This is a genomic window from Pseudomonas sp. GW821-FHT02A08 (assembly GCF_059422045.1).
This window is the reverse complement of sequence record NZ_JBWKWD010000016.1, coordinates 1-25,796: the sequence shown is the minus strand read 5'-3', so window position 1 is coordinate 25,796 and position 25,796 is coordinate 1. Positions and strand designations below refer to the sequence as shown.

The 25,796-nt window shown below is 59.3% G+C and carries 23 protein-coding genes; 7 read left to right on the top strand and 16 right to left on the bottom strand.

Annotated elements, in window-relative coordinates:
• Positions 1 to 67 precede the first annotated feature (67 nt).
• Positions 68 to 1,393, bottom strand: a complete 1,326-nt coding sequence (locus AC07W4_RS13495; protein ID WP_495032766.1) for an MFS transporter — start codon at positions 1,391 to 1,393, stop codon at positions 68 to 70.
• A 268-nt stretch (positions 1,394 to 1,661) separates the two neighbouring features.
• Between AC07W4_RS13495 and AC07W4_RS13490 the strand changes: the two genes are divergently transcribed.
• Entirely contained in the window at positions 1,662 to 2,534 is an 873-nt protein-coding gene (locus AC07W4_RS13490; RefSeq protein ID WP_495032765.1) for a LysR family transcriptional regulator, read from the top strand.
• 121 nt (positions 2,535 to 2,655) lie between these two features.
• Here the strand turns inward: AC07W4_RS13490 and AC07W4_RS13485 are convergent, their stop codons facing one another.
• Positions 2,656 to 3,519, bottom strand: a complete 864-nt coding sequence (locus AC07W4_RS13485) for a LysR substrate-binding domain-containing protein (RefSeq protein ID WP_495032764.1) — start codon at positions 3,517 to 3,519, stop codon at positions 2,656 to 2,658.
• A 109-nt stretch (positions 3,520 to 3,628) separates the two neighbouring features.
• Between AC07W4_RS13485 and AC07W4_RS13480 the strand changes: the two genes are divergently transcribed.
• Both AC07W4_RS13480 and phnX read left to right on the top strand, forming a co-directional pair.
• The gene (locus tag AC07W4_RS13480) at positions 3,629 to 4,738 is read left to right on the top strand and encodes a 2-aminoethylphosphonate--pyruvate transaminase (protein WP_495032763.1); all 1,110 of its coding nucleotides are present in this window, start codon (positions 3,629 to 3,631) and stop codon (positions 4,736 to 4,738) included.
• A 191-nt stretch (positions 4,739 to 4,929) separates the two neighbouring features.
• Positions 4,930 to 5,757, top strand: coding sequence for a phosphonoacetaldehyde hydrolase (gene phnX / locus AC07W4_RS13475; RefSeq protein ID WP_008053297.1), 828 nt, complete (start codon positions 4,930 to 4,932; stop codon positions 5,755 to 5,757).
• A 57-nt stretch (positions 5,758 to 5,814) separates the two neighbouring features.
• Here phnX and AC07W4_RS13470 read toward each other — a convergent pair whose 3' ends face one another.
• The 6 genes from AC07W4_RS13470 to galE all read right to left on the bottom strand — a co-directional run bounded on the left by AC07W4_RS13470 (position 5,815) and on the right by galE (position 12,019).
• Entirely contained in the window at positions 5,815 to 7,893 is a 2,079-nt protein-coding gene (locus AC07W4_RS13470; protein ID WP_495032762.1) for a YjbH domain-containing protein, read from the bottom strand.
• Positions 7,890 to 8,651: a capsule biosynthesis GfcC family protein gene (locus tag AC07W4_RS13465; protein WP_495032761.1), complete on the bottom strand. Its 762-nt coding sequence runs from the start codon at positions 8,649 to 8,651 to the stop codon at positions 7,890 to 7,892. Before AC07W4_RS13465 ends, AC07W4_RS13470 begins: the two co-directional genes overlap by 4 nt.
• Positions 8,648 to 9,313: a YjbF family lipoprotein gene (locus AC07W4_RS13460; RefSeq protein ID WP_008053304.1), complete on the bottom strand. Its 666-nt coding sequence runs from the start codon at positions 9,311 to 9,313 to the stop codon at positions 8,648 to 8,650. Before AC07W4_RS13460 ends, AC07W4_RS13465 begins: the two co-directional genes overlap by 4 nt.
• Before the next feature lie 14 nt (positions 9,314 to 9,327).
• Entirely contained in the window at positions 9,328 to 10,443 is a 1,116-nt protein-coding gene (locus AC07W4_RS13455; protein WP_495032760.1) for a polysaccharide biosynthesis/export family protein, read from the bottom strand.
• Positions 10,444 to 10,533: 90 nt separating this feature from the next.
• Positions 10,534 to 10,770 (bottom strand): hypothetical protein, encoded by a 237-nt coding sequence (locus tag AC07W4_RS13450; protein ID WP_008053308.1) that lies wholly within the window; start codon positions 10,768 to 10,770, stop codon positions 10,534 to 10,536.
• Positions 10,771 to 11,002: 232 nt separating this feature from the next.
• The gene (gene galE / locus AC07W4_RS13445) at positions 11,003 to 12,019 is read right to left on the bottom strand and encodes a UDP-glucose 4-epimerase GalE (protein WP_495032759.1); all 1,017 of its coding nucleotides are present in this window, start codon (positions 12,017 to 12,019) and stop codon (positions 11,003 to 11,005) included.
• 390 nt (positions 12,020 to 12,409) lie between these two features.
• On the opposite strand from galE, the gene galU reads away from it, so the two are divergent.
• The gene (galU, locus tag AC07W4_RS13440; protein WP_008053311.1) at positions 12,410 to 13,243 is read left to right on the top strand and encodes a UTP--glucose-1-phosphate uridylyltransferase GalU; all 834 of its coding nucleotides are present in this window, start codon (positions 12,410 to 12,412) and stop codon (positions 13,241 to 13,243) included.
• Positions 13,244 to 13,290: 47 nt separating this feature from the next.
• The gene (locus AC07W4_RS13435) at positions 13,291 to 13,707 is read left to right on the top strand and encodes a mannose-1-phosphate guanylyltransferase (protein WP_495032758.1); all 417 of its coding nucleotides are present in this window, start codon (positions 13,291 to 13,293) and stop codon (positions 13,705 to 13,707) included.
• 90 nt (positions 13,708 to 13,797) lie between these two features.
• On the opposite strand, the gene AC07W4_RS13430 is transcribed toward AC07W4_RS13435, so the two are convergent.
• The 8 genes from AC07W4_RS13430 to AC07W4_RS13395 are packed head-to-tail and all read right to left on the bottom strand — an operon-like array spanning position 13,798 to position 23,273.
• A complete protein-coding gene (locus tag AC07W4_RS13430) occupies positions 13,798 to 14,916 on the bottom strand; it encodes an SGNH/GDSL hydrolase family protein (protein ID WP_495032757.1) in 1,119 nt (372 codons plus the stop codon).
• 24 nt (positions 14,917 to 14,940) lie between these two features.
• Positions 14,941 to 15,981, bottom strand: a complete 1,041-nt coding sequence (locus AC07W4_RS13425; RefSeq protein WP_495032756.1) for an acyltransferase family protein — start codon at positions 15,979 to 15,981, stop codon at positions 14,941 to 14,943.
• A gap of 12 nt (positions 15,982 to 15,993) precedes the next feature.
• A complete protein-coding gene (locus tag AC07W4_RS13420; RefSeq protein WP_008053315.1) occupies positions 15,994 to 17,097 on the bottom strand; it encodes a hypothetical protein in 1,104 nt (367 codons plus the stop codon).
• The gene (locus AC07W4_RS13415; protein WP_495032755.1) at positions 17,088 to 18,317 is read right to left on the bottom strand and encodes an MATE family efflux transporter; all 1,230 of its coding nucleotides are present in this window, start codon (positions 18,315 to 18,317) and stop codon (positions 17,088 to 17,090) included. The genes AC07W4_RS13420 and AC07W4_RS13415 overlap by 10 nt, the downstream gene beginning before the upstream one ends.
• Positions 18,314 to 19,426 carry a polysaccharide pyruvyl transferase family protein gene (locus AC07W4_RS13410; RefSeq protein ID WP_008053317.1) on the bottom strand — a complete coding sequence of 371 codons (1,113 nt, stop codon included), beginning with the start codon at positions 19,424 to 19,426 and terminating at the stop codon, positions 18,314 to 18,316. The genes AC07W4_RS13415 and AC07W4_RS13410 overlap by 4 nt, the downstream gene beginning before the upstream one ends.
• 15 nt (positions 19,427 to 19,441) lie before the next feature.
• Positions 19,442 to 20,524: a glycosyltransferase gene (locus AC07W4_RS13405; RefSeq protein ID WP_495032754.1), complete on the bottom strand. Its 1,083-nt coding sequence runs from the start codon at positions 20,522 to 20,524 to the stop codon at positions 19,442 to 19,444.
• Positions 20,525 to 20,564: 40 nt separating this feature from the next.
• Entirely contained in the window at positions 20,565 to 22,793 is a 2,229-nt protein-coding gene (locus AC07W4_RS13400; RefSeq protein WP_495032753.1) for a polysaccharide biosynthesis tyrosine autokinase, read from the bottom strand.
• A 39-nt stretch (positions 22,794 to 22,832) separates the two neighbouring features.
• Positions 22,833 to 23,273 carry a low molecular weight protein-tyrosine-phosphatase gene (locus tag AC07W4_RS13395; protein WP_032829881.1) on the bottom strand — a complete coding sequence of 147 codons (441 nt, stop codon included), beginning with the start codon at positions 23,271 to 23,273 and terminating at the stop codon, positions 22,833 to 22,835.
• Between the two features lie 291 nt (positions 23,274 to 23,564).
• On the opposite strand from AC07W4_RS13395, the gene AC07W4_RS13390 reads away from it, so the two are divergent.
• Positions 23,565 to 24,530: a glycosyl hydrolase family 5 gene (locus AC07W4_RS13390; RefSeq protein WP_495032752.1), complete on the top strand. Its 966-nt coding sequence runs from the start codon at positions 23,565 to 23,567 to the stop codon at positions 24,528 to 24,530.
• 201 nt (positions 24,531 to 24,731) lie between these two features.
• On the top strand, positions 24,732 to 25,658 hold the full coding sequence (tal, locus tag AC07W4_RS13385) for a transaldolase (RefSeq protein ID WP_495032751.1): 927 nt from the start codon (positions 24,732 to 24,734) through the stop codon (positions 25,656 to 25,658).
• The last annotated feature ends 138 nt before the right edge of the window (positions 25,659 to 25,796 follow it).

Sequence of the window (25,796 nt, the reverse complement as noted above, 5' to 3'; positions counted from 1 at the left end):
GTCAATCTCCGGTCAGTGGCCCACACGCCGGCCTGCCGCAAGTGCAGCAGGCGACGCGGGGCAGGATTCAGGTACGCAGGGGTTTGATGGTCATCGCTTGATTGGGTACGTAGGCGAAGTGAGTACCCAGGCCACCGGGGCGGCTGTTCCAGTGGGGGATCAACACCAGCGCCGAGAACATGGCGCAACCGGCGAAGACGATGAACACGGTAACGGTATCGAAGTAGCCCGGCAGCAGCCCGCCGAGAATCGCCCCGACCGAGCCGCAGCCGTTGACGAAACCGGCTGCCGTGGCGCCGGCCTTGGCGGTGCCGAAATCGATGGCGGCCGCACCGCTGATCATCGAGTCCGGTCCGTAGAGGGTCAGGCCCATGACGAACAGCAGCGCCACCACCAGCAATACGCTGCCGGTATGCAGGGCGCCCATGAAAAACGCCAGGGACACGGTCAACGCCAACAGGCTGATCACGCAGGCCGGCATGCGCCGGGCGCCGAACAGTTTGTCCGAGGCCAGGCCAATCAGGATCGGCCCGAGCAAGCCGGCCAGTTCAAACGCGGTGGGAATGATCGCCGCGCCGACCTTGCCCACCGAAGGCATCTGCTCGAAGACGATCACCGGCCCCCACAGCAGAATCGCGTAGCGCGCCGGCTTGAGCATGAAGTACGCCAATCCCAATACCAGCACGGTGCGGTTGCGCAGGATTTCCTTCAAAGGCTCCCACATGCTGATTTTGCTTTGCGCCTCGGCTTGTTCGGCGGTCAGCTCGGGTTCCGGCTCCACCGCCGGCAAGCCGACGTCTTCCGGTTTGTTGCGTTGGAAAATAAAAAACAGCACGGCGACCAGCCCAACCACCGCCGCACTGGAAATGAACGCCGCATGCCAGCTGCCGATGAGCGTGTACGCCCACCAACCGGCAAACGGCGAGGCCACCAGACCGCCAAAGGCGTAGCAGGAACTCCACAGGCCCAATACCCGTCCGCGTTGCTCGGAGGGAAAGAAGCTGCCGAGGTTCTTGCACAGCCCCGACCAACCGGTGGACTGCGCCAGGCCTTGTATCAGCATGCAGGTAGCGAAAATCGGCAAGGTTGCGAAGTTGCCCATCACCAGCGCCGCGCCAGCGGAAATCAGCAACCCGCCGAGCACCACCACCCGCGGGCCAAAACGGTCTGCGAGGATGCCCCAGGTGAACTGACCGACGGCGTAGGCCGTCAGGTAGATGGCGTCGAGGTTGGCCATGGCCATTTTGTCGAGCATGAAGGTCGGGTCTTCGCCAATACCGAGTTTGGCGACCGAGAAGGCTTTGCGAGTGAAGTAGAACGCGGCGTAGGCGAGCCAGGTGATCGCGAAGATCTGCACGCGCCAACGCTTGATGGTGCCGATGTGCTTGTTCATTGTGGTTCTGACCTCAGGGTGTGAGTGTGCCGGCAGAATTGGAAGAAAACGCCTGTGTTTTTATTGTTGAGCACTGCGATATCGCCCTGTCCCTACGGCGGATACCGGTCAGATGAGTCCTGTAGTTGCACGCACAGGCTCATGGCACCCGCTGCTGTTCGACTGACCAGTCACCGGGGCTGAGGTGGATAAAAACAATTACTGATTAATAAGTGAAATCGATTTATCGTATTTCAAATATAAGTTCAGCTTGTTACTGGAGATCCCCATGTCGGTGTCCCACGCCCAGCTCAAAGCTTTCCACGCCGTGGCGGTGCATGGAAGCTTTACCAAGGCCGCCGAGCGCCTGTTTCTGACGCAACCGGCGATTTCCGACCAGGTGCGCAAACTCGAAGAGCGCTACGGCGTTTTGCTGTTTCACCGCAACAAGCGTTCCGTGCGCCTGACCGATCTGGGCGAGCGCCTGCTCGGCGTGACGCAGAAGTTATTTGTCATCGAAGCCGAGGCCCAGGAGTTGTTGCAGGACTCCCAGGCCTTGCAGACCGGCAGCCTGATTCTGGCGGTGGATGCGCCAGTGCATGTGCTACCGCAGATTGCCCGGTTCTGCGAACGCTACCCGGGGATCAGCGTGAAGATCGAAACCGGCAACACCGATGAATCGCTGTTCCGACTGTTCAACTATCAGGCCGACCTGGCGTTGCTGGGCCGTGACGTCAGCGACGAACGCCTGGTCTCCCTGCCCTTGCGCAACGACCCGATGGTGGCGTTCGTGTCGCGCAATCATCCGTGGGCCGAGCGCGAATCCATTACCCTCGCCGACCTCGACGACACGCCACTGGTGTTGCGGGAGATTGGTTCGGTGACCCGGCAGACCCTGGAAGAGGAAATGGCGGGGGCCGGGTTCCGTATTCGTCCGGCGATTCAGGTTGAAGGTCGCGAGGCGGCGCGGGAAGCGGTAGTGGTCGGGATTGGCGTGGGCGTGGTGTCGGCTGCCGAGTTTGGCGCGGATTCGCGGGTGTGTGCGTTGCCGATTATCGATTGCAAACGCAGGCTGACCGAGACACTGGTGTGCTTGCGCGAGCAGAGTTCGCGGCGGGTGGTGGCGACTTTTCTGGAGATGGTTCGCGAGAGTCTTGTGTAGGCAGGTTCGGCCCCTTCGCGAGCAAGCTCGCTCCCACACTGGATTTGTGTCGGATACAGAATTTGTGATCTACACCGATCAAATGTGGGAGCGGGCTTGCTCGCGAAGGCCGCGCTTCGGTCTACCTGCCCGGTGCCAACCCGAAAAACGCCTGAATCAAGCGCAAATCCCGCCGCCGCTCCATGCACCCCATCATGTGCCGGTTCACCAACCCCTCGCCAATGATCGGCACCGCCGCCACCCGTGGGTCATGGCTGACCTCCACCGACGACACCACCCCCACTCCCAACTCGGCCGCCACCGCCTCGGTCACTGCTTCGCGGCTGTCCAGCTCCAGCAACACCCGTGGATTGACCTTGGCCTGGACGCACGCCTCATCGAACGTGCGCCGGGTAATCGAACTCGGCTCACGCAACACCATGATCACCTGGTCCAGTTCCTTGAGCGGCACGCCTTTGGTTCGTTGCGCCCAAGGGTGCCCATCGGGCACCAACGCACAAATACGTGACTCGCTCAGCGCTTGCAGATGCAGGCCCTTGCGCGGTTCCACCTCTGTCAGTACCGCCACGTCGGCATGCTCGGACAACAACGCGGCGAGGGTTTCCTGGGCGTTGCCCAACCGCAGGTTCACGGTGATCCCCGGATAGCGCGCCCGCAGACTGGCGAGCATCGGCATGACCATGTGCGGACCGTCCGCCGCCACCTCCAGACGCCCGGTCAGCAATTGCCGGTTGGCTTCGAGCATCACCTGCGCCTCTTCGGCCAGGCCGAACATCGCCCGGGTGATTGCCGCCAGTTTTGTACCCTCCTCCGTCAGTTCCACCCGGCGGGCGGTGCGACGCAGCAGGGTGATCTGGTAGTGCTCCTCCAGGGCCTTGATGTGCCCGGTAACCGCCGGCTGGCTGATGAACAGCCGCGCCGCCGCCCGGGTAAAGCTGCCTTCCCGGGCCACGGCATCGAAGGCGCGGAGCTGAAACAGGTTCATGAATAACCCTCACTGATGGCTGGCATAACAATAAACAATTTGATTGATAACACAGCAAATTGCAATTTAGGCACCAACGCTTCATCCCATCGATTGCGAGGACACGAGAATGAGTACTGCCGAACCCATCCTGCTCACCCCCGGCCCGTTGACCACGTCGGCCCGCACCCGTCAGGCAATGATGGTTGACTGGGGTTCATGGGATGACCGCTTCAATCAACTGACCGCCAGCCTCTGCGAGCAACTGCTGGCCATCATCAACGGCGCCGCCACCCACCACTGCGTGCCTTTGCAAGGCAGCGGCACTTTCGCGGTCGAAGCGGCCATCGGCACGCTGGTGCCTCGGGACGGCAAGATTCTGGTACTGATCAACGGCGCCTACGGCAAACGCCTGGCGAAAATCTGCGAAGTGCTCGGTCGCTCCTTCAGCACCTTCGAAACCGCCGAAGATGAGCCAACCACCGCCGCCGACGTCGACCGCCTGCTGCGTGCCGATAGCGGCATCACCCATGTCGCCCTGATTCACTGCGAAACCAGCACCGGCATCCTCAATCCGCTGCCGCAGATCGCCCAGGTCGTCGCAGAACACGGCAAGCACTTGATCATCGACGCCATGAGCTCCTTCGGCGCCCTGCCAGTGGATGCACAGCAAGTGCCGTTCGACGCACTGATCGCCGCCTCGGGCAAATGCCTGGAGGGAGTACCGGGCATGGGCTTTGTCTTCGCTCGCAAAGAATCCCTGGCCGGCGCCGCCGGTAACTCGCATTCGCTGGCGATGGACTTGCAGGACCAGCACGCCTACATGGCAAAGACCGGCCAATGGCGCTTCACCCCGCCGACCCATGTGGTCGCCGCGCTGCACGAAGCCCTGCTGCAATACAACGAAGAAGGCGGCTTGCCGGCGCGGCACGAACGCTATGCCGCCAACTGCCAGGCTTTGATGGAAGAGATGGGCAAACTGGGGCTGCGCAGCTTCCTGCCGGCGGCTATCCAGGCGCCGATCATCGCCACCTTTCACGCCCCGAAAGATCCGCGCTACGCATTCAAGGAATTCTACGAACGGGTCAAGGCCAAGGGCTACATCCTCTACCCCGGCAAACTGACTCAGGTCGAAACCTTCCGCGTCGGCTGCATCGGCCATGTCCAGCCAGCCGAAATGCGCGAAGCCGTGGCAGCGATTGCCGAAGTACTGCGCGAGATGGAAGTCCTCGACATCTGATTTCCCGGTAGCAGCTGCCGAGCCTGCGAGGCTGCGTTCGGCTGCGAAGCAGTCGTAAATCCCGACGGCGCGGTCCACCTGAAACACCACGGTGGTTGTTTTTGCGACTGCTTCGCAGCCGAACGCAGCCTCGCAGGCTCGGCAGCTGCTACCCGGATTTGCTCATCATTCCAACAAGCAGGATTTGAGACATGAACTACACCAACCCAACCAAACTGCAAGCCGCCATCCTCGACTGGGCCGGCACTGTGGTCGACTTCGGCTCCTTCGCCCCGACGCAGATTTTCGTCGAGGCCTTCGCCGAGTTCGACGTCCAGGTGTCCATCGAAGAAGCCCGTGGCCCGATGGGCATGGGCAAGTGGGACCACATCCGCACCCTGTGCGATCTGCCGGAGGTTGCCGAGCGTTATCGTAAAGTGTTCGGCCGCACGCCGACCGACGATGACGTCACCGCCATTTACCAACGCTTCATGCCGCTACAGATCGAAAAAATCGCCGAACACTCGGCACTGATTCCCGGGGCGCTGGAGACCATCGCCAACCTGCGCCAGCAAGGGATCAAGATCGGCTCCTGCTCCGGTTACCCGAAACAGGTCATGGACAAGGTGGTTGAACTGGCCGCCACCAACGGCTACGTGGCCGATCACGTGGTCGCCACCGATGAAGTCCCGAATGGTCGCCCATGGCCCGCCCAGGCGCTGGCCAACGTCATCGCCCTGGGCATCGACGATGTCGCCGCCTGCGTGAAGATCGATGACACCGTGCCGGGCATTCTCGAAGGTCGCCGCGCAGGCATGTGGACCGTGGCGCTGATCTGCTCCGGCAATGCCCTGGGCCTGGACTACGAAGGTTATCGCGCCTTGGGCCGCGACCAACTGGACAGCGAGCGCAAGCGCATCCACGGGATGTTCGAAGGCTCGCGCCCGCACTACATGATCGACACCATCACCGATCTGCCGGAAGTGATCGCCGACATCAACAAGCGCCTGGCCAACGGCGAAATGCCACAGTCCAGCTGACAAATCCCCGCATTGCCCTTGTGGGAGCCTGCTCCCACAAGGGTCTTTGTGCCGAGGTTACTCAGTGATCTTCTCGAAGTTGCGATAGAACATGTCGTCGTCGCGGCTGTCGGTCATCGAGTGCAACTGGTAGCTGCGATTGAGCCGTGCACCGCCGTCCCGGGTCAGTGGCGACCAGACGAGGTTGGCGCGGCGCATGGTCGACATGCTCATCAGTTCATCGAACGGAATGGACAGGTAGATGCCTTTGTCGAAACTACCTTCGCCATATTCAGCACCGGTTGCGGTGGTGATCGTTGCCCACGCACCAAACCGTACGCCGTTGGAAAACTCCCGCGAGATATCCAGCGTGCCCCCCCAGTCGCCTGCCAGGTAACGCCCGACGCTGACAGCTGCCAGCGTGTCGTAGGGCAAGTCGGTGTAGCCGGTGATGTGACCGGTCAATACCGAATAATCACGCAAACCAAACCCCTGGTCGAACTCACGTTGGCGCACGTAGTTCAGGTCCGCGCCCACCGACCAACGCTCGCCGGTCGGACGGAACAGCACCTCGCCCCCGACACCGGCAAACATCGACTCCAGGTAGCCGCCGTACACCATGCCATACAGGTCTTTGTCCAACTGCTCGGCATGGCTGACCTGGAACAACGGCATGGTGACATCGGACGTGGTCATGTACTGACGCAAGTCCGTGCGCACGCGGGGCAAGCCGCTGGGTGCGTCATAGGTGAACTTGTCGAAGTTGTTGATCAGGTTGGCACTGAGCAAACCACTCCACCAGGTGTTGCGGTTGAAGCGGTACTCGGCGTCCACGTCGGCGCTGAACTGATAGAGCAAGCCATCGGGGCCACCGACGTTCTGCTTGAAGCCCAGACCGACGCCATAGGCGAATGGTTGCATCGCTTCGGTGTAGAGGGTTTTCTCGTTGTGCGGCATCGCCGGGTTGATCTCGGTGGTGCGGTGCAACGATTGCAGCGGCTCCTCGTTGTTGATCACTTCGCGGAAGGTTTGCCTTGGCACGCTGGTTTCTTCAAGTGGCAGGCCGTAGCGCTTGTTCACCACGGTGAACCAGTCGATATCGTCGTTGACGCTGTTGTCCAGAATCCGGCTCGCGCGGCCTACGGCCTTGGCCGAATGGAAGTAACGCTGCTGCTCGCCGTACACGAACAATTCGGAATCGCGCTGGCTGATGCGCTCGACCTTGTACCCGGCATTTTGCTGCAGGCGCCGGGACACATCGGCCCAGTTGACCTGATCCATCCCGGCGCTCGGCGCCTTCGCCGGCAAGGGTTCAGCCGGCGGGTCGAACGTCTTGGCCGGCGCCTTGCGGCTGGCGAAGTTGGTGTGGAAGGTGACGCCGAACATCGCCGTATTGCCGCGCTCCCACGCTGCGCTGACGTCGATCGAGTCAGTCAGCTTGAACACCGCGCCAAGGTTGATCGGCGAGTCCTGCTTGATCTCGTTGTCCTTTGGCTCGTGCTTGTAATCGTTGCCTTCGTATTCGAGTTTCAGGCTGAGCCGATCCCAGGGTGTCTGGTAGCTCACGCCGCCGAAAAAGGATGGGCTGCCGCGAAAATAGGCCCCGGCGTTGACATCACCGGTACCTTCGCTGTCGGGCCGGGTCTTGAAGCGATCACTGATGTAGCCCAGCGGGTTTTCGAAGTCACCGCGGTTGCCCAGGTAACCCCAGGCAATGCCGGCGCTGAAATCAAAATTGTCGTAGCGCTTGTTGGCCACCACGAATTCACTGGAGAACAGGCCCGTACCACCGATGTCCCGGAAGCCCAAGGCCACCTCGGGTGCCCAATGGGTCTCTTCCCACAGGCGAGCCTTGAGGTCGACCGCCTTGTCCTTGTAGCTCTGGTTGCCGCTCAACGATTCGGGGCCATAGGGGCGGTTGGTGATCGCGGTGTAGCGAAACGAGCCTTCCAGCCACTCAAGTGGCTGAAGTGAAACGCTGTAACGGCTGTAGGGGTCGGTGCGGTTGGCATTGAGGCTCAATTCACCGGCCGGCGCCATCCGCGCCGTCGGCGTTTGCAACAGGCCCGCGCCACCGAAATCATTCTGGGTAATGCGTGGTTCTGCATAAGCCAGACCACAGGGCAGTAACAATACGGCTGCAAAACGTAAATTCAACGAACCACCTCAGCCAGCTGCGTGGCAATAAATTCGGCCAACTGCTGATTCAGTTCAGGGATAGGCGGATCAAGGTCATCGTTTTTGACCGGGACCAGAATCTTGCTGCCGGCGGCAGGTATCTGCCCGCTCTCGCGATTCCAGTGCGCAATGCCGACGCGCCGGGTGACGCCGTTGGGCTGGATCAACCACAGGTAATCGGCGTCCGCATCGACCAGCGGCGTGCAACCCTGCAGGTAATCGCGGGCCTCTTGCAGCGCTTGATAGGGCAACCGACACGACTCGGCGACAGCGCCGAGCACCTCGACTTCGTCGACCCGCAGCGGGTAGATGAGGCGATCGCCGTCGTCCAGGCGAATGTTGCGGGCAAACCCGACTTCCACGGCGACCGGGTCCAGGACAGCCACTTGGCGCCCGGTGACCGGCATGCGCCTGACTTGCTCGGCCAACCGCACCGCCAGGGCAGCCCGGCTCGGTCTGTCAAACAGCACGGCCATGCGCTGCAACACGTCCAGATCGAACAGCACCCCGGCCTTGAGCCGGGTCTGCTCTTCGACCAGGGACTGACGCAGCAATACGCCCGCCAACCAGTAACTCTCGGCATTGGGCTGTGCCACGCTGATCACGTCCAGCAATCGCCCGCCCGCCGGCAGGTCGACCGCCCCCGGGTTGGCAACGTCACCGGTGACGGTGACCGCTGCATGGCTGATGCCAGTGATCAACAGCAGGCACGCCGATAGAGCCCTGACCCGCTTCACCGGGCATGCCTGCGGTCAGGGGTCAGTTGCACGATCTTGACCCGCAACTGCGAGGTCAGTTGCTGCTCACTCTGCACAATGAAACCGTCAACGGGATCGACCCAGTAACGATTGGTCGCACGCAGGCCGATGGCCGGCGCGTCAATCTGCTCATCGACACGTAGCACGGCGTATTCCTTGTTGAGGATTTCCAGGGTTTCCATGGATTTACGCGAGAAGCGACTGTTCAAGGTCACCCCGACTTCCTGGCCCTGGTAGAGATCGATCCAGCGCTGGCTGGTATAGCCATCGGGCACTTGATGGAGGCCTTGCTTGAAGGGCGAGACGTCAGCAAGGCGCGTCCCGTCCAGATCGCCGCCCAGGCCCAGGCCGATGCTGCGCACCGCCAGGCCATCACGCATCAGCAGAACCTGTTTGCCGGACGCGACCCAGAACTGCAGGTCGCCGCGCTCACGCACCAGCGCCAGCACGCCGGAACCGGACGGCGTGGTCAGCTTGAGCTGGGGATAGCGCACATCCGCCACCTGGGCCGCCGTCACGTCCAGCTCATTGGGCCCCACCACCGCTGATTTGAGGTTGGTCATCGAAGCGACCATCAGCGGGTTACAGCCACACAACATCAAGGCCGCTATCAAGCAGACGCCAACATTCAACGTTCTCACGATCGGACCCGGCCTTAATTGCTGTTGCTGCTGACTTCACTCATGTTCTTCGCCGCGGAAGCGCCCGTACCGACAATCGATGCCGACGGCACCAATTGGCTGATGAAGCGATTCCAGCGAGTCACGTTGGCAGGACCTACGTAGACAACGTCCTGGGGACGTACTTCAAAGTGCGTGGCCAGTGCCATGGCGGTCGGGGATTGGGCTTGCAACTGGTAGACTTTCGCCGGTTCCACATCGAGGTTTTCAACACCCCTGATCACGTACACGGCGTTACCGTTGGAGGTGGTCTGACTCAATCCACCGACCGAGCCCAGCACATCGGACAGGTTCATGGTGGCGGTCTTGAAGCTCAGTGCGCGGGGCTGGTTGACCTCGCCCATGACGTAGATGCGTTTTTTGTCGTTGTACGGCAGATACAACTGATCGCCACCCTTGAGGTAGACGTTCTGCAACTCGGAATCCGGCTGGTTGAGCGTGTCGAGATTGAGCGTGTAGACCCGCCCGTTTCGCGTCAGCAACAGACCGGACAAGTCGGCACTCGCCGTATCGATACCGGCAGAACCGAGGGCCTCGACCACACTGAGCGGGTTGGTGGAAATCGGTTGCGGACCGGCCTTCGAAACGGCGCCCGTCACCACGACTTTCTGGCTGGAAAAGCGCAACACGGCGACATCCACTTGCGGTTCGGCGATGAAGGCCGACAGCCTTTCTTCGATGTCCGATCGCAGTTGCTGGACGGTTTTACCGGCCGCCTGGACCTCTTTGATAAACGGGTAGTAGAGCGTGCCATCGGCACGGACCAGGCGACCGTTGGCATCAATCTGCTGTTGCGCGCCGGAGGGTGCGGTCAGCTCCGGGTGGTCCCAGACCGTGATGTACAGGACATCGTTACTGCCAATGCGGTACTCGGCCGGGGCCGCCAACAGTTCCGTCGGCACGGACTCACGCTTTTGCGTGGCCCTGTTCATGGAAATGAGCTTGGGCGTGATCGCAATGAGCTCGACCCGACTGCTTTCACTGGCGCCCTGGCGCGTGATGTCACTGGTGCTCAGGTATTGGCCGGGGGAAAACATGCAACCTTGTAAAGCGATGCTTGCCAACATTAAAAGAGAAAAGCTACGAGTCATAATGGCACTACGCTATTCAAGGGCGAATCTAAAAACAAAGTCACCCGATTTGCATCGGGCGACCTTGTACTGCACCAACAGATGTTTCAGTTAGTTGTGCGTGCCGGTTGTACCCGTGGTACCTGTCGTACCCGTCGTACCGCCGTTTGCACTTCCACCACTGTTGGACGCCGCTACAGCACTGGCGACCATTGCAGTACTGGCTGCAGTGGCTTGAGTCGCCGCCACGTTACCCAATACATTGGTCGCAGTTGTAAGCGGCGCTTCTACCGCAGACGCCAAGTTGCTCAACATCGTCAACAGGGCAATTGCCATCACTTTCTTCATATCAACTCCTTTCTAACATTCAACCCGATCGAAATCGGGCATTACGTTAGAGGTGGTAGAGTTCAAGTCCGCAAAAAGTGCGAACAAGATCCGTTGTTCTTTCACAGTCTTACCCAACTGATAAAAGTCGAACGGCAGGTTTATATCTACGGACTTGCAAAAGGCATGACCAGTGTATTTTCCCGACGATATCTAACAACCTGACTGGAAATAACATTAGGCTAAAACGCCATCATCCCAGATAGCCTTTGGGGTGATTCGATTGCCAGCGCCAGGTATCCGTGACCATGTCCTGCAAGTTGCGCGAGGCCTTCCAGCCCAGTTCTTTCTGCGCCTTGGAAGGGTCGGCCCAGCTCTCGGCGATATCACCCGAGCGACGCGGCATCATTCGATAGGGCACCGGCTGACCGCACGCCTGCTCGAACGCCCGCAGCACTTGCAACACGCTGTAGCCATCGCCGGTGCCCAGGTTCCAGGTATGAATGCCGGTGCGCCCGGCGATGGACTGCAAGGCCTTGAGATGGCCATCCGCCAGGTCCACGACGTGGATATAATCGCGCACTCCGGTGCCGTCGACCGTGGGGTAATCGTTGCCGAAGATCGACAACTCTTGCAGGCTGCCAACCGCCACCTGGCTGATGTAGGGCACCAGGTTATTCGGAATGCCGCTCGGGTCTTCGCCCAGATGACCGCTGTCATGCGCGCCGATCGGGTTGAAGTAACGCAACAGCGCGATGCTCCAGCGCGGCTCGGCCAGGCTCAGGTCACGCAGCACATTTTCCACGATCAGCTTGGATTGACCGTAGGGATTGGTGGGGTTGCCCGTGGGGAAATCCTCGCGGATCGGCATCTGCTCCGGCTCGCCGTATACCGTGGCCGACGAACTGAACACCAGGCGAAACACCCCGGCGGCGGCCATCGCCTGACACAGCGTGATGCTGCCGCTGACGTTGGTCTCGTAATACTCAAGCGGCTTGCGCACGCTCTCGCCCACGGCCTTGAGACCGGCAAAGTGCAGGACGGCATCGATGGCATGCTGCTGGAAAATCCGGTCCAGCAAGGCCCGGTCGCACACATCACCGCGAATCATCAGCGCACTCTTGCCGCAAATGGCTTCCACCGCGTGCAATGCCGCATCGCTGCTGTTGCAAAGATTATCCAGCACAACAACTTCATAGCCTGCTTCAAGCAGTGCGAGCGTGGTGTGCGAACCGATGTATCCAGCTCCACCCGTTACCAGAATTTTCATAGTGCGGTCCATAGTGGGAAAAGTGCGAAGTTGAGTGTCAAGTCCCTCTTGTTAAAGGTGTGCGCTGAACCACACAAATAAGAGCGACTACAACAAAAAACAAAATTAGTTCAACGACTGGCAATAAATATTTTTTCAGGCCAAACTGTATTGCGGGATACTTATTAGCATTCCGACGCACACACCACTATCAACAGATACCGACTAAAAATAACCAACAACTATCAACCCGACATCTCATAACATTGTTGCGTTATCCGCACATTGCTATTTGCCACTAGTGGCCATACTCAGGTATTAAAGTAAGCCTTCAATAATCATTGAAACTTGCAATCACTCGTTATTGCGCGCACCCGTTGGCTGTGTTCCATGACTGTCCAGGATACTTTTATGATTCGTAAATGTTTGTTCCCCGCTGCCGGCTATGGCACTCGTTTCTTGCCGGCGACCAAAGCCATGCCCAAGGAAATGCTGCCGATCGTCAACAAGCCATTGATCGAGTACGCCGTTGAAGAAGCACGGGACGCCGGCCTGCAACACATGGCGATCGTCACCGGGCGGGGCAAGCGCGCGCTGGAAGACCACTTCGACATCAGCTATGAACTGGAGCACCAGATTCGCGGCACCGAGAAAGAGAAGTTCCTGGCCGGAACCCGCGAGCTCATCGACACCTGCACCTTCTCCTACACCCGCCAGGTGGAAATGAAGGGCCTGGGTCACGCGATTCTCAGTGGTCGCCCGTTGATCGGCGACGAACCCTTCGCCGTGGTACTGGCCGATGACCTGTGCCTGAACCTGGAAGGTGATGGCGTCCTCACCCAAATGATCGAGCTCTACAAGAAATTCCGCTGCTCGATCGTGGCCATCCAGGAAGTCCCCCGCGACCAGACTCACAAGTACGGCGTCATTGCCGGCGAGCCGATCTCCGACGGGATCTACCGGGTCAACAACATGGTGGAAAAACCTGCCCCGCAAGACGCCCCGTCGAACCTGGCGATCATCGGCCGCTACATTCTGACGCCGGATATCTTCGACCTGATCGCCGACACCGAACCGGGTAAAGGTGGCGAGATCCAGATCACCGACGCGCTGATGAAACAGGCGCAGAACGGCTGTGTGCTGGCTTACAAGTTCAAGGGTTTGCGCTTCGATTGCGGCGACGCCGAGGGATACTTGCAGGCGACCAACTTCTGCTACGAAAACCTGTACTTGAAGGGCCGCTAAGACGGCTCCAACCCCCGACGCCCACTCTTCATTCAGGCAGGCCAACCATGAACATTGCACAACTTTCGGCATACATTGAAATGGAGGTGGGCAACCTCGGGGTGATGTCCTCGTTATCGCGACATCAGCGGTTGCCGAGCGCCAACGAGTCCTGGCTCGGCCCCACTCTGCTGGTGGAACGAATCGGTATGTTTCCCTCTTCCGGAGACATCCGCCGGCCGATGCTCGACCCCTATCCCCTCCTCGCTCACCTGAAAAGGCTTTACCGCAGGCAGGCGCTGGAAATCGATGACCGCGATGGGCTGAAAGTGATATTCAGCGACTGGCGATTCCGGGTGCGCATTTGCTGCAACGACCCGGCCATCATCATCAACGTGGAAACCCGTTGTGCTACGCAACTGATGCCGCTTAAAACCGCAGAGCTGCTCGCTCATCTGGAGCACTTCGAATCGGCTGCCCTGTAGGAGCGAGCTTGCTCGCGATGGACGCCAACGATAACGCGCCCTGTCTGAATGACCGCGTTGTCCGGACGTTTTTCGCGAGCAAGCTCGCTCCTACAGTGCTGCGGTACTTCCACCGACGATCAGACGATAAAAGAAATCGGCAATCACTCGCCCACCCGTGGCCGGAACCGGATGAATCTTGTCCGGGCCGATCATGGTGGCGGCATAACGCTTGAAGTCGGTACCGAACGCACACTGCAGATTGGCGTAACCGAGGTGTTCCTTGCGCGCCCAGGGTTCCAGGACTTGCGCATAGGCCGACATCGGGTAAGCGCTGGAACGTGTCGTGTCCTGACGCAGGATCAGGTTGATGCTCGCCGCCGGTTGAATCTCGCGGACCATCCCCACCAAACCCTGAATGTTCTTCAGGTACTGCTCCGGCTTCACGCCAAAACCCTGGTCGTTACCGCCCAGCATGATCAGGTAGATGTCGGCGGGAATCTTCGACACCACCGTCTTCCACTGCGCCTGCCAACGGCTATCGCCGTGGTAGAAGTCCGCGGACGCAGCGCCGGACGCCGCGAGTTTGGATACCCGCACACCCTCCTGATCATTGCTCATCCACAGGCCGAAGAGGGTTGGCGCGCCTTTCACCACTTCCAGCCGGAACGCCCAGTCTGTCGCTGCCGACGTGCCTGGCAGTGGCACTTCCTGAACCCCTGAGCCTGCAAGCGTCAATGGCTGCCAGGATTGCGACGGTGCCCAGCGGTAGCGAACCTCATCGGATTCGCCATTGCCGAGGTAGAGCAGTTTCGCTTGGGTGACAGCCGTGTTGATGGCCGGTGTCGGATTGGCATCGATCTCCAGCCAGGCACCGGGTCGACCGGTAAGGGTTCGGCTGTCGGGGCTGGCCTGACCAAGGGCGGACACCTGCCAGTCACCGCCGAAGTACTTTTCACTGCTGCGGGTGTATTTGAAGTGCGTACCGCCCAGTGCCGCGCCGTGGTTGAAGCCGACATAGCCGGGACCGGCGAAACCCGTCTCCCCGGCCAGCCGCTGCACCAGTTTGTTCAGATAGAAATCCTGCCCGGCGCTGTAGCTGTCGCCGATCACCGAGATGGACAGGACCTTCCCGCCCTTCCCTTCGCGCCACTGGCCAAACCGTTCACGAGCGTCGCCGACTTCGACCACTGACGCCGCAACTGGCTGGACGTCATCAACTGCCAACATGCATCGCTTCCTTTACTCGGACACTCATCGGGTTTGAGGCACCGGGGCGACGTTTGCCGGTGGTTTTTTAACCGCCGCGCGCTCACCCAGGAACAGCACGGAGCTGAAGTTGAATCGACTGAAAACCATCGATAGAACAACCGGCCCCAGCAAGCCACACGCCAGGCCACCGAGCACCAGAAGGCTTTCGTCCTTCACGCCCAAACGCCCCAGGACAAACCGCGAAGTGGCGGCAAACAACACATGGAACAGGAAGATCCCATAGGAATACCCGCCGAGCCAGGTCAGCCACTTCGAGCGCATGTCGCTGGACAGCAACGCAATGCAGGACACGCACCCCACGGTCAAACCGATCAGGCTGCGGCGGTCGACGATCAACTCGCGATCAATCGCCGCCACGTACAACAGCGTCAGCGAGATCAACACAAACACCAGCGGCCCGATCACCTTGAACCGTTGCTTCAGCGCATCGACATTTTCCTGACCGATCATCCCCGCCACAAAAAACGGTAGCAGATAGATCGCACCGTTGATGCCAAACGCATCGAGCTTGAACGGCGGCAGCAGAAACACCCCTGCCGCAAACGCAAACAGCAGGTACAAGCGCGTCGCCGTGCGCAGCAGACCACGCCACTCCAGCAAGCCGACGAACATGAAAATGATGAACACTGCCTGCAGGAACCAGAAGTGGTTGACCGGCACCCAGAACGACAACAACGCGTCGATCACACCGACGTCCTTGTTCACACCCGGCCCCACCGCCTGCAACACCGAGAACGGCACGCCCACGCAAAACAGCGGCACGATCAGCCGTCGCACCTTGCCGGAAAAGAACACCGAAAAGTCATTGCCGCGGATTTTGTAGATGGAATAGATGTAGCCGGAGATAAAGGTGAACAGCGGCATCCGCACATACACCATGGAGTCGGCGATCACCCGGAACGGCGAGCCCAGGTCTATTTTCAAGCCTCCGCCCAACGGGCCGATGACGTGATAAAGCACCAGCAGCAGGCACGCCAGGCCACGCAGGGTTTCGATCTCCAGGGACTTTTTCTTGCTCGACATAAAGCACCTGCCTCAATTCAGAATTCTTGATTCAACCTGCGCCGGCTTGTTCGCCCGCAACATCAATCCCAGGCCCACGAACAACACGGGCACCACCATCGAGAAGTGCCGGGCAAAGGAGCCGAAGTCCGGCTCGAACAGGCCTTGAACCAGCAGAAACGCCAGGGGAATCGCGATCAGTTCCTTAGGCTTGGTCTGGATCGGCGCGCCTTTGTAATCGGTCGAGGTGATGACTTTGAACAACAGCAGCGCGGTCATGATCATCAATGCCACGAAGATCACCTGCCCCGGCCCCGACAGCAGAATCAGCTCCACCGGGAACGACAACCGGAAGAAGATGATCATCGAGTCCAGCGCCTGCGAGACAAAGTCGCTACCGCTGAGCCACGAGACGATCAACGACTTGGACCCCTCCTCGCCCGCCGTGCGCAGTTCGTTGTTGCTGGCGCGAATCGACGACACCGGAAACCCGAGCGCGACCTGGATCGCCATGGCGACCGCCAGGTAGAACAGGAACAGCATCAGGAAGAAGGTGACGCGCGAGACATACTTCTTCATCACGCAGACACCAACCCAGGACAGTGAAAACAGAATCCAGTAGGGTCGGATCAGTACGCCGTAAATCACCGCCGAGAAGAAAAATCCGCCGCGATATTTGCGTGTCAACGAGCTGAGCAAAATGCTCAACACCGCCACCGACACAATGATTTCCTTGGTCAGGTTTTCAAGGAAAAACGAGCGAACGATGCCCCACAGACACAGCGTGCCGAAAATCGCCAGCGGCATGCGCCGGAAGACCACCACCGGAATCGCCGTGAGGAAAAAATTGCAGAACATGCCGTAGGCCCAGGCATTGGTCAGATTGATCCCGGTGGGCCGCAGCAGGAACGCCGAACACTCATAGGAAGAGCGATCCGGCGAGAACGGGTTCCAGAAATTGCAGTTGTCGGCACGGGCGTAGGACGACCACAAGGTCATGGCATCCGGGCCAGGATCGCGGGGGACCAACAGCGGCATGGCCACCGACAGAAACAACCCGGTGAACAGGATCAGGAACGAAATCGAGGAATCGAGTCTCTTGCCGCGAAACTCGATGCACGGCAGCTTCAACCCCATGCCAAAGCCCCTTTCGGCCGGGTCACACGGGTCAACACGGCAATCACGCCGAGCTGCACGATGATCGCAAAGACGTTGCCCCAGGCAGCGCCGTAGATCGAGTAGTGCTTGATCAGCACGTAGCTGACCGGCACCGAAACCAGCAAGCAGATCGCTGCGCTGGCCAGTGACACCCGACTGTTTTTAGAGGCAATCAAGCCGCCCCAGACGATGTCGCCAATGGCACGCAGGGCGAAGGAAAAAATCAGCACGCCGAGGATCGCGTTGTCCGGACGCGGAACACTCGTGGCGACGTAATCGAGCACAACATTGAAGAACAGATAAATCAGTACCGCCACCGCGGCGGACACCACCAGCGAGCGCATGACCCATTTATTGACGAACAACTGTCGGACCGTGAACGGCTGTTGATCCGCCTGGAAACGCTTGGCGAGCACCGGAATGCCGACCACCGCCACCACCGCATAGGACAGCGCCTGCAAGGTATTGGCCGCCGACCAGGCGTACACGTATTTACCAAGGCTGGCGTAGGGTTCGATGTCGATAATCAAAAAGCGCTCGACGTACTGACTCAACGCGATCAACCCTGTGCCGAGATAGAACGGCAATCCGGCCTTCCAGACCGTTTTCGTCGCGAGCGAACCCGTCACCCGGCCCTTGTGCACGTTCACCACAATCAGGTAACCGGCGACGATCACCAGCACGTTGGCCACAACCCACAACCACAGCACACTGGCGATCCCGGACACCCAGCCGAGCATCATCCCGCCCACCGCCAACAGCGCCCAGAGGCCGGTCTTGATGAAAAACAGCAGCGCGCCGGCCGTGGCTTTCTGCGCGGAAAACACGAAGGAGTTGATTTCGAACGACAGGTGTTCAGTGAGCAAAACCAGGGTCACGCAGAGGATCAGCGCAGTCGTCGCATCGACTGCCTGGAACAGCGAATACACCAGCACCGTCGCCACCGACAACAGCAGCCCCACGGCCAGGTACAGCAGCAGGACCCTGTCGACGACCCGTCGCGAACTGCCACCGACGCTGATCAACCGATTGATTTCGGAACTGAAGCCAACGCTGTAGAACTTCGACGCAATCAACGAGGCCGCGACCACCACGCCGTAAAAGCCCAGCGCCTCATAACCGAGGAAATGGGTGATCGCCAGCACCAGCAAAAACTTCGCGCCCAATGCTCCGCCGCGAAGCAGTAGCCGAAATATCATCGAACGATACCTTTGATGATGTCGTCCATGGCCACGGTTTTTGCCTCGATCTCGCGGCAGGTGTCGGTCAGGCGTTTGCCGAAACCGGACAGTGCGTTCGGCGCGTAGACCGTGTCGATGATGGTGTCGACATTAATGTCGCCGCCGTTGATCACCCAGTCTTCCACGCCCATGTCCTGATAGGCGCCGAAGCCTTTGCGTTCATAGCTGATGTGATACGCCGGAACACCGGACAGCAGCGATTCGATGGCGCCGTGCAGGCGCACGGAAATCACCAGGTCCGGCTGATACTTGGCCAACGTCGCTTTCAATGGCAGCAGGTCTTCGGTAATGCCCAGTTCGCGATAGAACGCACCGTCATCGTTGCCGCGAACGGCGCTCTGGACCGCGCATACCACTTTGCTTTTGTTCTTCAAGCGCTGCAGCAGCAACTTGAGATTGGCCACGTAAGCGACCTTCTTCTCCTTGCTCCACTCCGGCGGCTTGCGCAGCACGACGCACACCGTTGCCGGCGATGAGGCGCAACGGGTGAACTTGGGCTGCATGAGGATTTTGCTGGCCAATGACTGCACCGCCAGATCCGGTGCGCGGTAGACATTTTCACAGGCATCGAAAATTGCCGACGACCTGTTGTCACGCACGAACACCGCATCGGCGCTGGCGTAGTGCTCGACGATCTTGCTGCTCTCGCCGTGGAACGGCCCGATGCTTTGCGGCAAGTACACCGACGGCACTTTGCTGAGAATCGCGGTTTCCAGTTGCTTGGCGTGGCCCAGTTTCAACTTGATGTGTTCGAAGGCGCTTTTGGAGCGCATGTAGCCGCCACCGACGCCGACGATCAAATCGGTTTTCTTCAACAGATCAGCGAGACCGGCATAGGACTGATTGAGGAACACCGCCTGCTTGACCCGCCCCAGCCCCTTGGCCGCCATGACCGGCGCGTCAAAACGCGGGTGCGGCAAGTAACTGAAGGATTCCGGATCGGAGGCCACGACACTGATCGAGGTATCGTCACCAAAATTTCGCTGCACCAGGGCAATGGCCAGATCCACGAGCAGACCGTCACCGGAGTTGGACGCACTGTAGCCATGCAAAATCGTTACGTTCATATGCTTGAGTTCTACTTAAAAAGTGGGGGCGCGATACAGGTCATAGGTCTGGCGGATCATCAGCGTGGCGCTGAAGCGCTCGCGGACGATGCTGCGCCCTTCGCTGCCAAGGTCGAGCAACCGCGGCTTCTGGATTTTCGTCAGCACATCGGCCAGCGCCTGGTGGTCCCCGCTGGGGAACACGTAGCCGGACACCTCGTTGGTGACCAGTTCGGGCAGCGACGTGCAGTTGCTGGCAATCACCGGCAAGCCCATGGCCATGCCTTCGAGCGGCACCATGGCAAAGCCTTCCCAGCGACTGGGGACGATCAACGCATCGGCTTTGCGGTACAGCGCCTGGACTTCGCTCGGCGTCACCCACGGCAGGTATTGAACCCCTTCCATCGGCGGGCACTCGACCGAATCCTCGTTCACGGCACTGCCCACCACCGTCAGCTTCAGGTCGCTGCGCTGGACTTTGGCGAAGGCCTTGAGCAACACGTCGAAGCCTTTCTGATAATCGAGACGGCCGACGAAGAGCAGGTGAATAGGCTCGGGACCGTCGGTTTTCGGCGCGTCATCCTTGTGATGAATGCCGTTGTAGATCAGCTTCATGCGCTTGCGCTCGATGCCGAACCGCGCGGCCTTGTCGAGTTCGTACTGGCTGACGCAGATGATCACGTCGGTGACCTTCTGCAATACCCGCTCGATCCACGCGTAGGCTTTCTGCTTGGTCGGCGAGCTTTCCATCAGGAACGAAAAGGCATGGGGACAGTAGACGATCTTCGGCTTGCGCCAAGGTCGCAACAGCACGCACACGCAACGCCCGATGACACCGGAAAAGGTGCTGTGCAAATGCACGACATCGGGTTTTTCCTTGAGCATCACCTGAGTCATTCGCCAGGCGAAGCGCAGCAAGGACGGCACATTGCGTCCGGTGCGGGCGAAGGTGCGGATCTGCTGCCCGGCAATCCCGTGCAGTTCCTTTTCCTGATCCTGCGGAACCAGATAGACCAGCTCATAGTTTGCCGCGTCGCCTTCGGGCGAAGCCGAAATCGTGCGGATCACCGTCGCGACGCCACCTTTGATCGTCTCTGCCACGTGCAGTATTTTTTTCACAACTCACCCACTTCAAACATGAAAGGACAACCGCTGACACTCAGGATTTATCGGACGCGTATTCGTAGTTGTAATAGCCGTAGCTACCGTTGCCGTAGTAGCTGGCCGCGCGCTTCTCGACGCCGTTGAACACCGCGCCCTTCAACTCGATGCCGTTCTGGGCGAATCGACGAATCGTCAGTTCGATCTCTTTGGCCGGGTTCACCCCGAAGCGCGTGACAATCAGGCTGATCCCCGCTTCGCGACCGACAATCGCCGCGTCCGTCACCGCCAGCAGCGGTGGCGTGTCGATGATCACCACGTCGTAAAGCTCGCTGAGTTGCGCCAGCAGCTCACGAAAGTTGACGTGCATCAGCAGCTCGGAAGGATTGGGCGGGACCTGCCCACGACTGATGAAATGCAGGTTGTCGACTTCGACTTTATTGATCGCCTGCTCGATGCTGCAACGCTTGACCAACAGGTCCGACAAGCCGTTGGTGATCGGTGTGTTCAGCGTCTTGTGCAGATGGCCTTTGCGCATGTCGGCATCGATCAGTACGACTCGCTGCCCGCTTTGCGCCATGACCGCCGCAAGGTTGGAGGAGACGAAGGTTTTGCCGACCTGCGGGCTCGGGCCGGAAATCATGATCCGGTTGTTGGTCGAATCGAGCCCGGCAAAGTGCAGACAGGTACGCAAGCTGCGGATCGACTCGATGGACAAATCCGTTGGGTTGCGCAGCGCCAGCAGGTAGGCCGGCTTGTCCGCTCCGTCCTTGGCACGAACCTTTTTACTGTCTTCTTCCTGTTGCAGCGCGCTGTATGGAATCGACGCGTACACCGGCAAGCCGAGTTGCTCGATGGCCTCCGGACCTTCCAGGCCCCGGCTCAGGGACTTGCGCAGCAACACCAGCGCTACCCCGAAAAATGCACCAAGGAAGGTTGCAATCAGAACGATCAAGGCTTTTTTCGGTTTGACCGGGCTGGTCAGGTCGACATCCGCGGAGTCGACCAAGCGCACATTGCCCACTGCCCCTGCCCGGACGATGTCCAGTTCCTGGGATTTGTTCAGCAGTTGCGTGTAGATCTGCGACGCCACTTCCACGTCACGTGTGAGGTTCAGCAGTTCCTGTTGCGTCGCAGGCAGGTCCTGGGCCTTGCTCTCCAGCGCCTTCTGCTGCTGGGTCAATTCACCGATCTGGGTCATCAGCGCGCGGTACGCCGGATGCTGCCTGGTGAACTTGCGATCCATCTCCGCCTGTTGCATTTTCAGCTCGGAGATACGGGTGTCCAGACTGACGACCTGTTCCAGCACCGATTGGGTTTCGAGGGAAATGTTGACCGTCTTGCCGCGGGTTTGATAACCGTTGAGCGCATCGCTGGCCTTGGCCAGGTCGCGTTTGACCTGCGGCAACTGGCCTTGCAGGAACGCCAGGCTCTGCGCCGCTTCCGCCGACGTGCGTTGCACGTTCTGCTGCACATACAACGAAGCGATTTTATTGAGGATTTTCACTGCCTCGGCCGCGTCGCTGCTGGCCAGGGCCAAACGGATAATCCCCGACTCCTTGCCTTGCTCGGAAATATCCAGCGCATCCTGGTAACTCTGGATGGTCACGATCCGTGGATTGCGCACCACTTCGAAGCGGGTGCCAGGGTTCGCCGACAGCTGAGCGATCTGCCCCTCTACTTCGTCCTGTTTGAACGCCTCGCCAGCGACGCCTTCGACCAGCAAGTTGTCGTTTTCATCGAACAACCGGAATCGATGCTGCTCGCCGGCGATCAGCGTGAGTTTCTTGCCCAGCAGTTCCTTCGGCAGATTGAGCCGGTTGATCTCCAGGCGCTCACCACCCCAGGCGTAGCTGTTCAGGCCGAAACGCGGCGCCGCGACACTGAACTCGGTCTCACCGCGATAACGTCGGGCGAGAAAACCGCCAATGAGCGGGAAGGTTTTGGGGGTGACGTCGATATCAAGGCGCAGATCATCGACCGTTTTGCCGATCACCGCACGGGACTTGATGATGCCGATTTCGGTCACCGACGGCGATTGCCCGCCGAGCATGCTGTTGAGATCGGAGAACCCGAGCATGTCGTTCTTCTTCGGCTCGACCTGCACCAGCGCGTTCGCCAGGTACACGGGCGTTGCCAAAACCGCATAGGCAACGCCGGTCGCCATGAAGGCACCGGTGAGCGCGCCGATCAACCATTTCTGGTCAATCAAAGAGCCAAATATGCCGAGAAGATCAATACTGTCTTGATCGTTGTCACGGGTGCCGATTACTGACGGTAACTGCATAAGTCTGTTCTTACCATTCACTGATCTGAAGAATATTCATCAATGTCCGAGGCGCTGCGCCCATGAGCTAACAGCATCTTCAATCAATGCATGGGCATGAATAAAAGCGGCCTTTCCTTGACGATACGGATCCTGTATTTCTCGCTCGCTCTGCCACTTTCCGAGTAGAAACACTTTGCCCCTGGCATGAGAGGCAATCTTCAGTACTTGTTTTACATGCTCTCTTTCCATGACCAGAATCAAGTCTGATTCATTAACGATGTCCGGTGTAATTTGCCGCGCCTTAAACCCTTGGGCGTTGTGCCCGTGATCTTCCAGAACCTGGAGGGCCGACGGCTCCATGGCCTCTCCGACCCGCGCGGCAAGGCCCGCCGAGGTCACCGTGATCGCTGAAGGGGCCAGCGCGTTACGCAGCAAAGTTTCTGCTGTCGGGCTTCGGCAGATATTGCCCACGCAGACGACAAGGATCTTTCTGAACAAGGTTACTTTCCCGTGTAATATCAATAGGCCAACATCTCGAGTGGGCTTTAGTGAACCCACAAGACCTTGCGGCACTGAGAAATAGATTCGCCCTGTTAATACAAGTGCATTAAGTACCACAGCCCCCAAAAGCCACCCAACCAGAATTACCGGACCAAAAATAACTGTGATTTTCTGAAACTCACTACCTGACAAAAAATAACATTCGTGCACTTCGCGCCCTCGCGAGCATCGAAATAAAAGTAACAAGTCAATGATTGGAAAATGTCATTACCCGCCAGGAGAACAGGCATGAAATCAGCACGTTTCAAACGGCTCACTGCCTCAACCCTGTTAATGCTGGGCGCAGCCAGTCAGGTTTACGCCAGTGACGTGTTCCCCGTACTTGCCGCCAACAAAACCATCGGTGTCCAGGTGAAGATCCAGACCTTCTCCCCCACCGACGCCGAGCAGATCAAGGCCGCGGGCTTCGGATTCGTGCGCTTTGGCGTCTGGACCAACAGCCTGGGCGGCCCGGCGTATCAAAAGCAGATCAGCGATGCCTTCGCCGCGGCCAAATCCGCCGATCTGCCGGTACTGATGACCGTACGCTCGACCAAGGCGCTGACCACCGCCCCCGACAACACCAGAGAACTCGTTGCCGCGGGCCAATCGTTCGCCAGTTCGGTGAAGGGGCTGGAGCAGTCATACGGCGCGCAGCTCGTCGCGATTGAAATATGGAACGAACCGGACCTGGCGAAGTATTGGCCAACCCGAAATCTCGACACGACCTTTGTTCCGTTCATGAGTGCCCTGTGCAAGTCGCTGCAGGAGCAACCGCCATCGACGCCGCTGATCGGCTTTGGCTTCGCCCGGCCACCGAGTGCCGGTACGACTTCAGCATTGGCGTTGAAGAAAATCGTCAGTGAATACCCCCAATGCCTGAGCGCGATCTCCTATCACCCCTATGGCATGTCGGCGGCGCAGATCAGCAAGACCCAGGCGTTTATTCAGCAAAACTTCCATCTACCGGGCGTCATCAGTGAATGGGGCGTACCCTCCCTCGGCTCCAACGGCGGGATTGAAGCCCAGGCCAGCAAAATCAGCGCCTTCATCGCCGACGTCAAGAAACTCGACATCCCGCTGACATCGATTTACGAGTGGAAAAACAGTGAAACGGGCAGCAACGACCGGGAGCGAAACTTCGGTTTCCTGACCTCCGACGGCCAGGCGAAACCGGCGAAAATGGCTGTTTCTACCCAGTTGAATCCGCAATAGGACGTACGTCCACCTGGTGCTGACGGTCAGTTGCCTGGAACCTGTGCCGCGTTTTGGCATCGTATTGATCGATACCAGGCCCCGCCTTTCAAACAACCGTTTTCAGGTTGTTGCCGCAGGGGCCGTCGATACACGTACACGCCCTTGAGTGGCTGTCAGCGCTCGGGTAATGTCATCAGACCCATAGGACAGAGCACGCCCATGACTTCCAAGCTGGAACAACTCAAACAAATGACAACCGTGGTTGCCGACACCGGCGACTTCGAAGCTATCGCTCGCGTTAAACCCGTGGACGCCACCACCAACCCATCCCTGTTGCTCAAGGCCGCGGCCATTCCTGCGTATGCCGAGCTGCTGAACGCCAGCGTCAACGACTGCAAGGGCGATGTGGGCCTGGCCAGTGACCGTTTTGGCGTGGCCGTGGGTCAGGAAATCCTGAAAGTGATCCCGGGCCGCATTTCCACCGAAGTGGATGCGCGCCTGTCGTTCGATAGCGATGCCATGTTGAAGCGCGCCCATCGCCTGATCGAGCTGTACGACAAGGCCGGCATTGGCCGCGACCGCGTACTGATCAAGATCGCCTCCACCTGGGAAGGCATCCGCGCTGCCGAGATCCTGGAAAAGGAAGGCATCCAGACCAACCTGACCCTGCTGTTCTCCTTCGCCCAGGCAGCCGCCTGCGCAGATGCCGGGGTGTTCCTGATTTCGCCGTTCGTGGGCCGTATCTACGACTGGTACAAGAAAGCCAACGGCAACGACTACACCGGTGCCGATGATCCGGGCGTGCAGTCGGTGACGCGCATCTACAACTACTACAAGGCCAATGACTACAAGACCGTGGTCATGGGGGCGAGCTTCCGCAACCTGGGCCAGATCGAACAACTGGCCGGCTGCGACCGGCTGACCATCAGCCCGGACCTGATCGACAAGCTGGCCGCGGATACCGGCAAGCTGGAGCGCAAACTGGTGCCCGGCCATGCCGGTGAAGCGCGCCTGAGCCTCAACGAATCGCAGTTCCGCTGGCTGTCCAACGAAGACGCGATGGCGACCGAGAAACTGGCTGAAGGCATTCGTCAGTTCGCGCGGGATCAGGAGAAGCTCGAGGCGCTGTTGCAGGCCAAGCTGTGACCTGAGCGGGTGTCATGCAAAAAGGGCGAACCTTGGTGGGTTCGCCCTTTTTTTGTCAGCAGTGTCCCGTCCTGAATAAGGTTTACACCTTCTGATCTGTTTTTCAGGAGGACGTAATGGAATCAGCAAAAAGGCGTA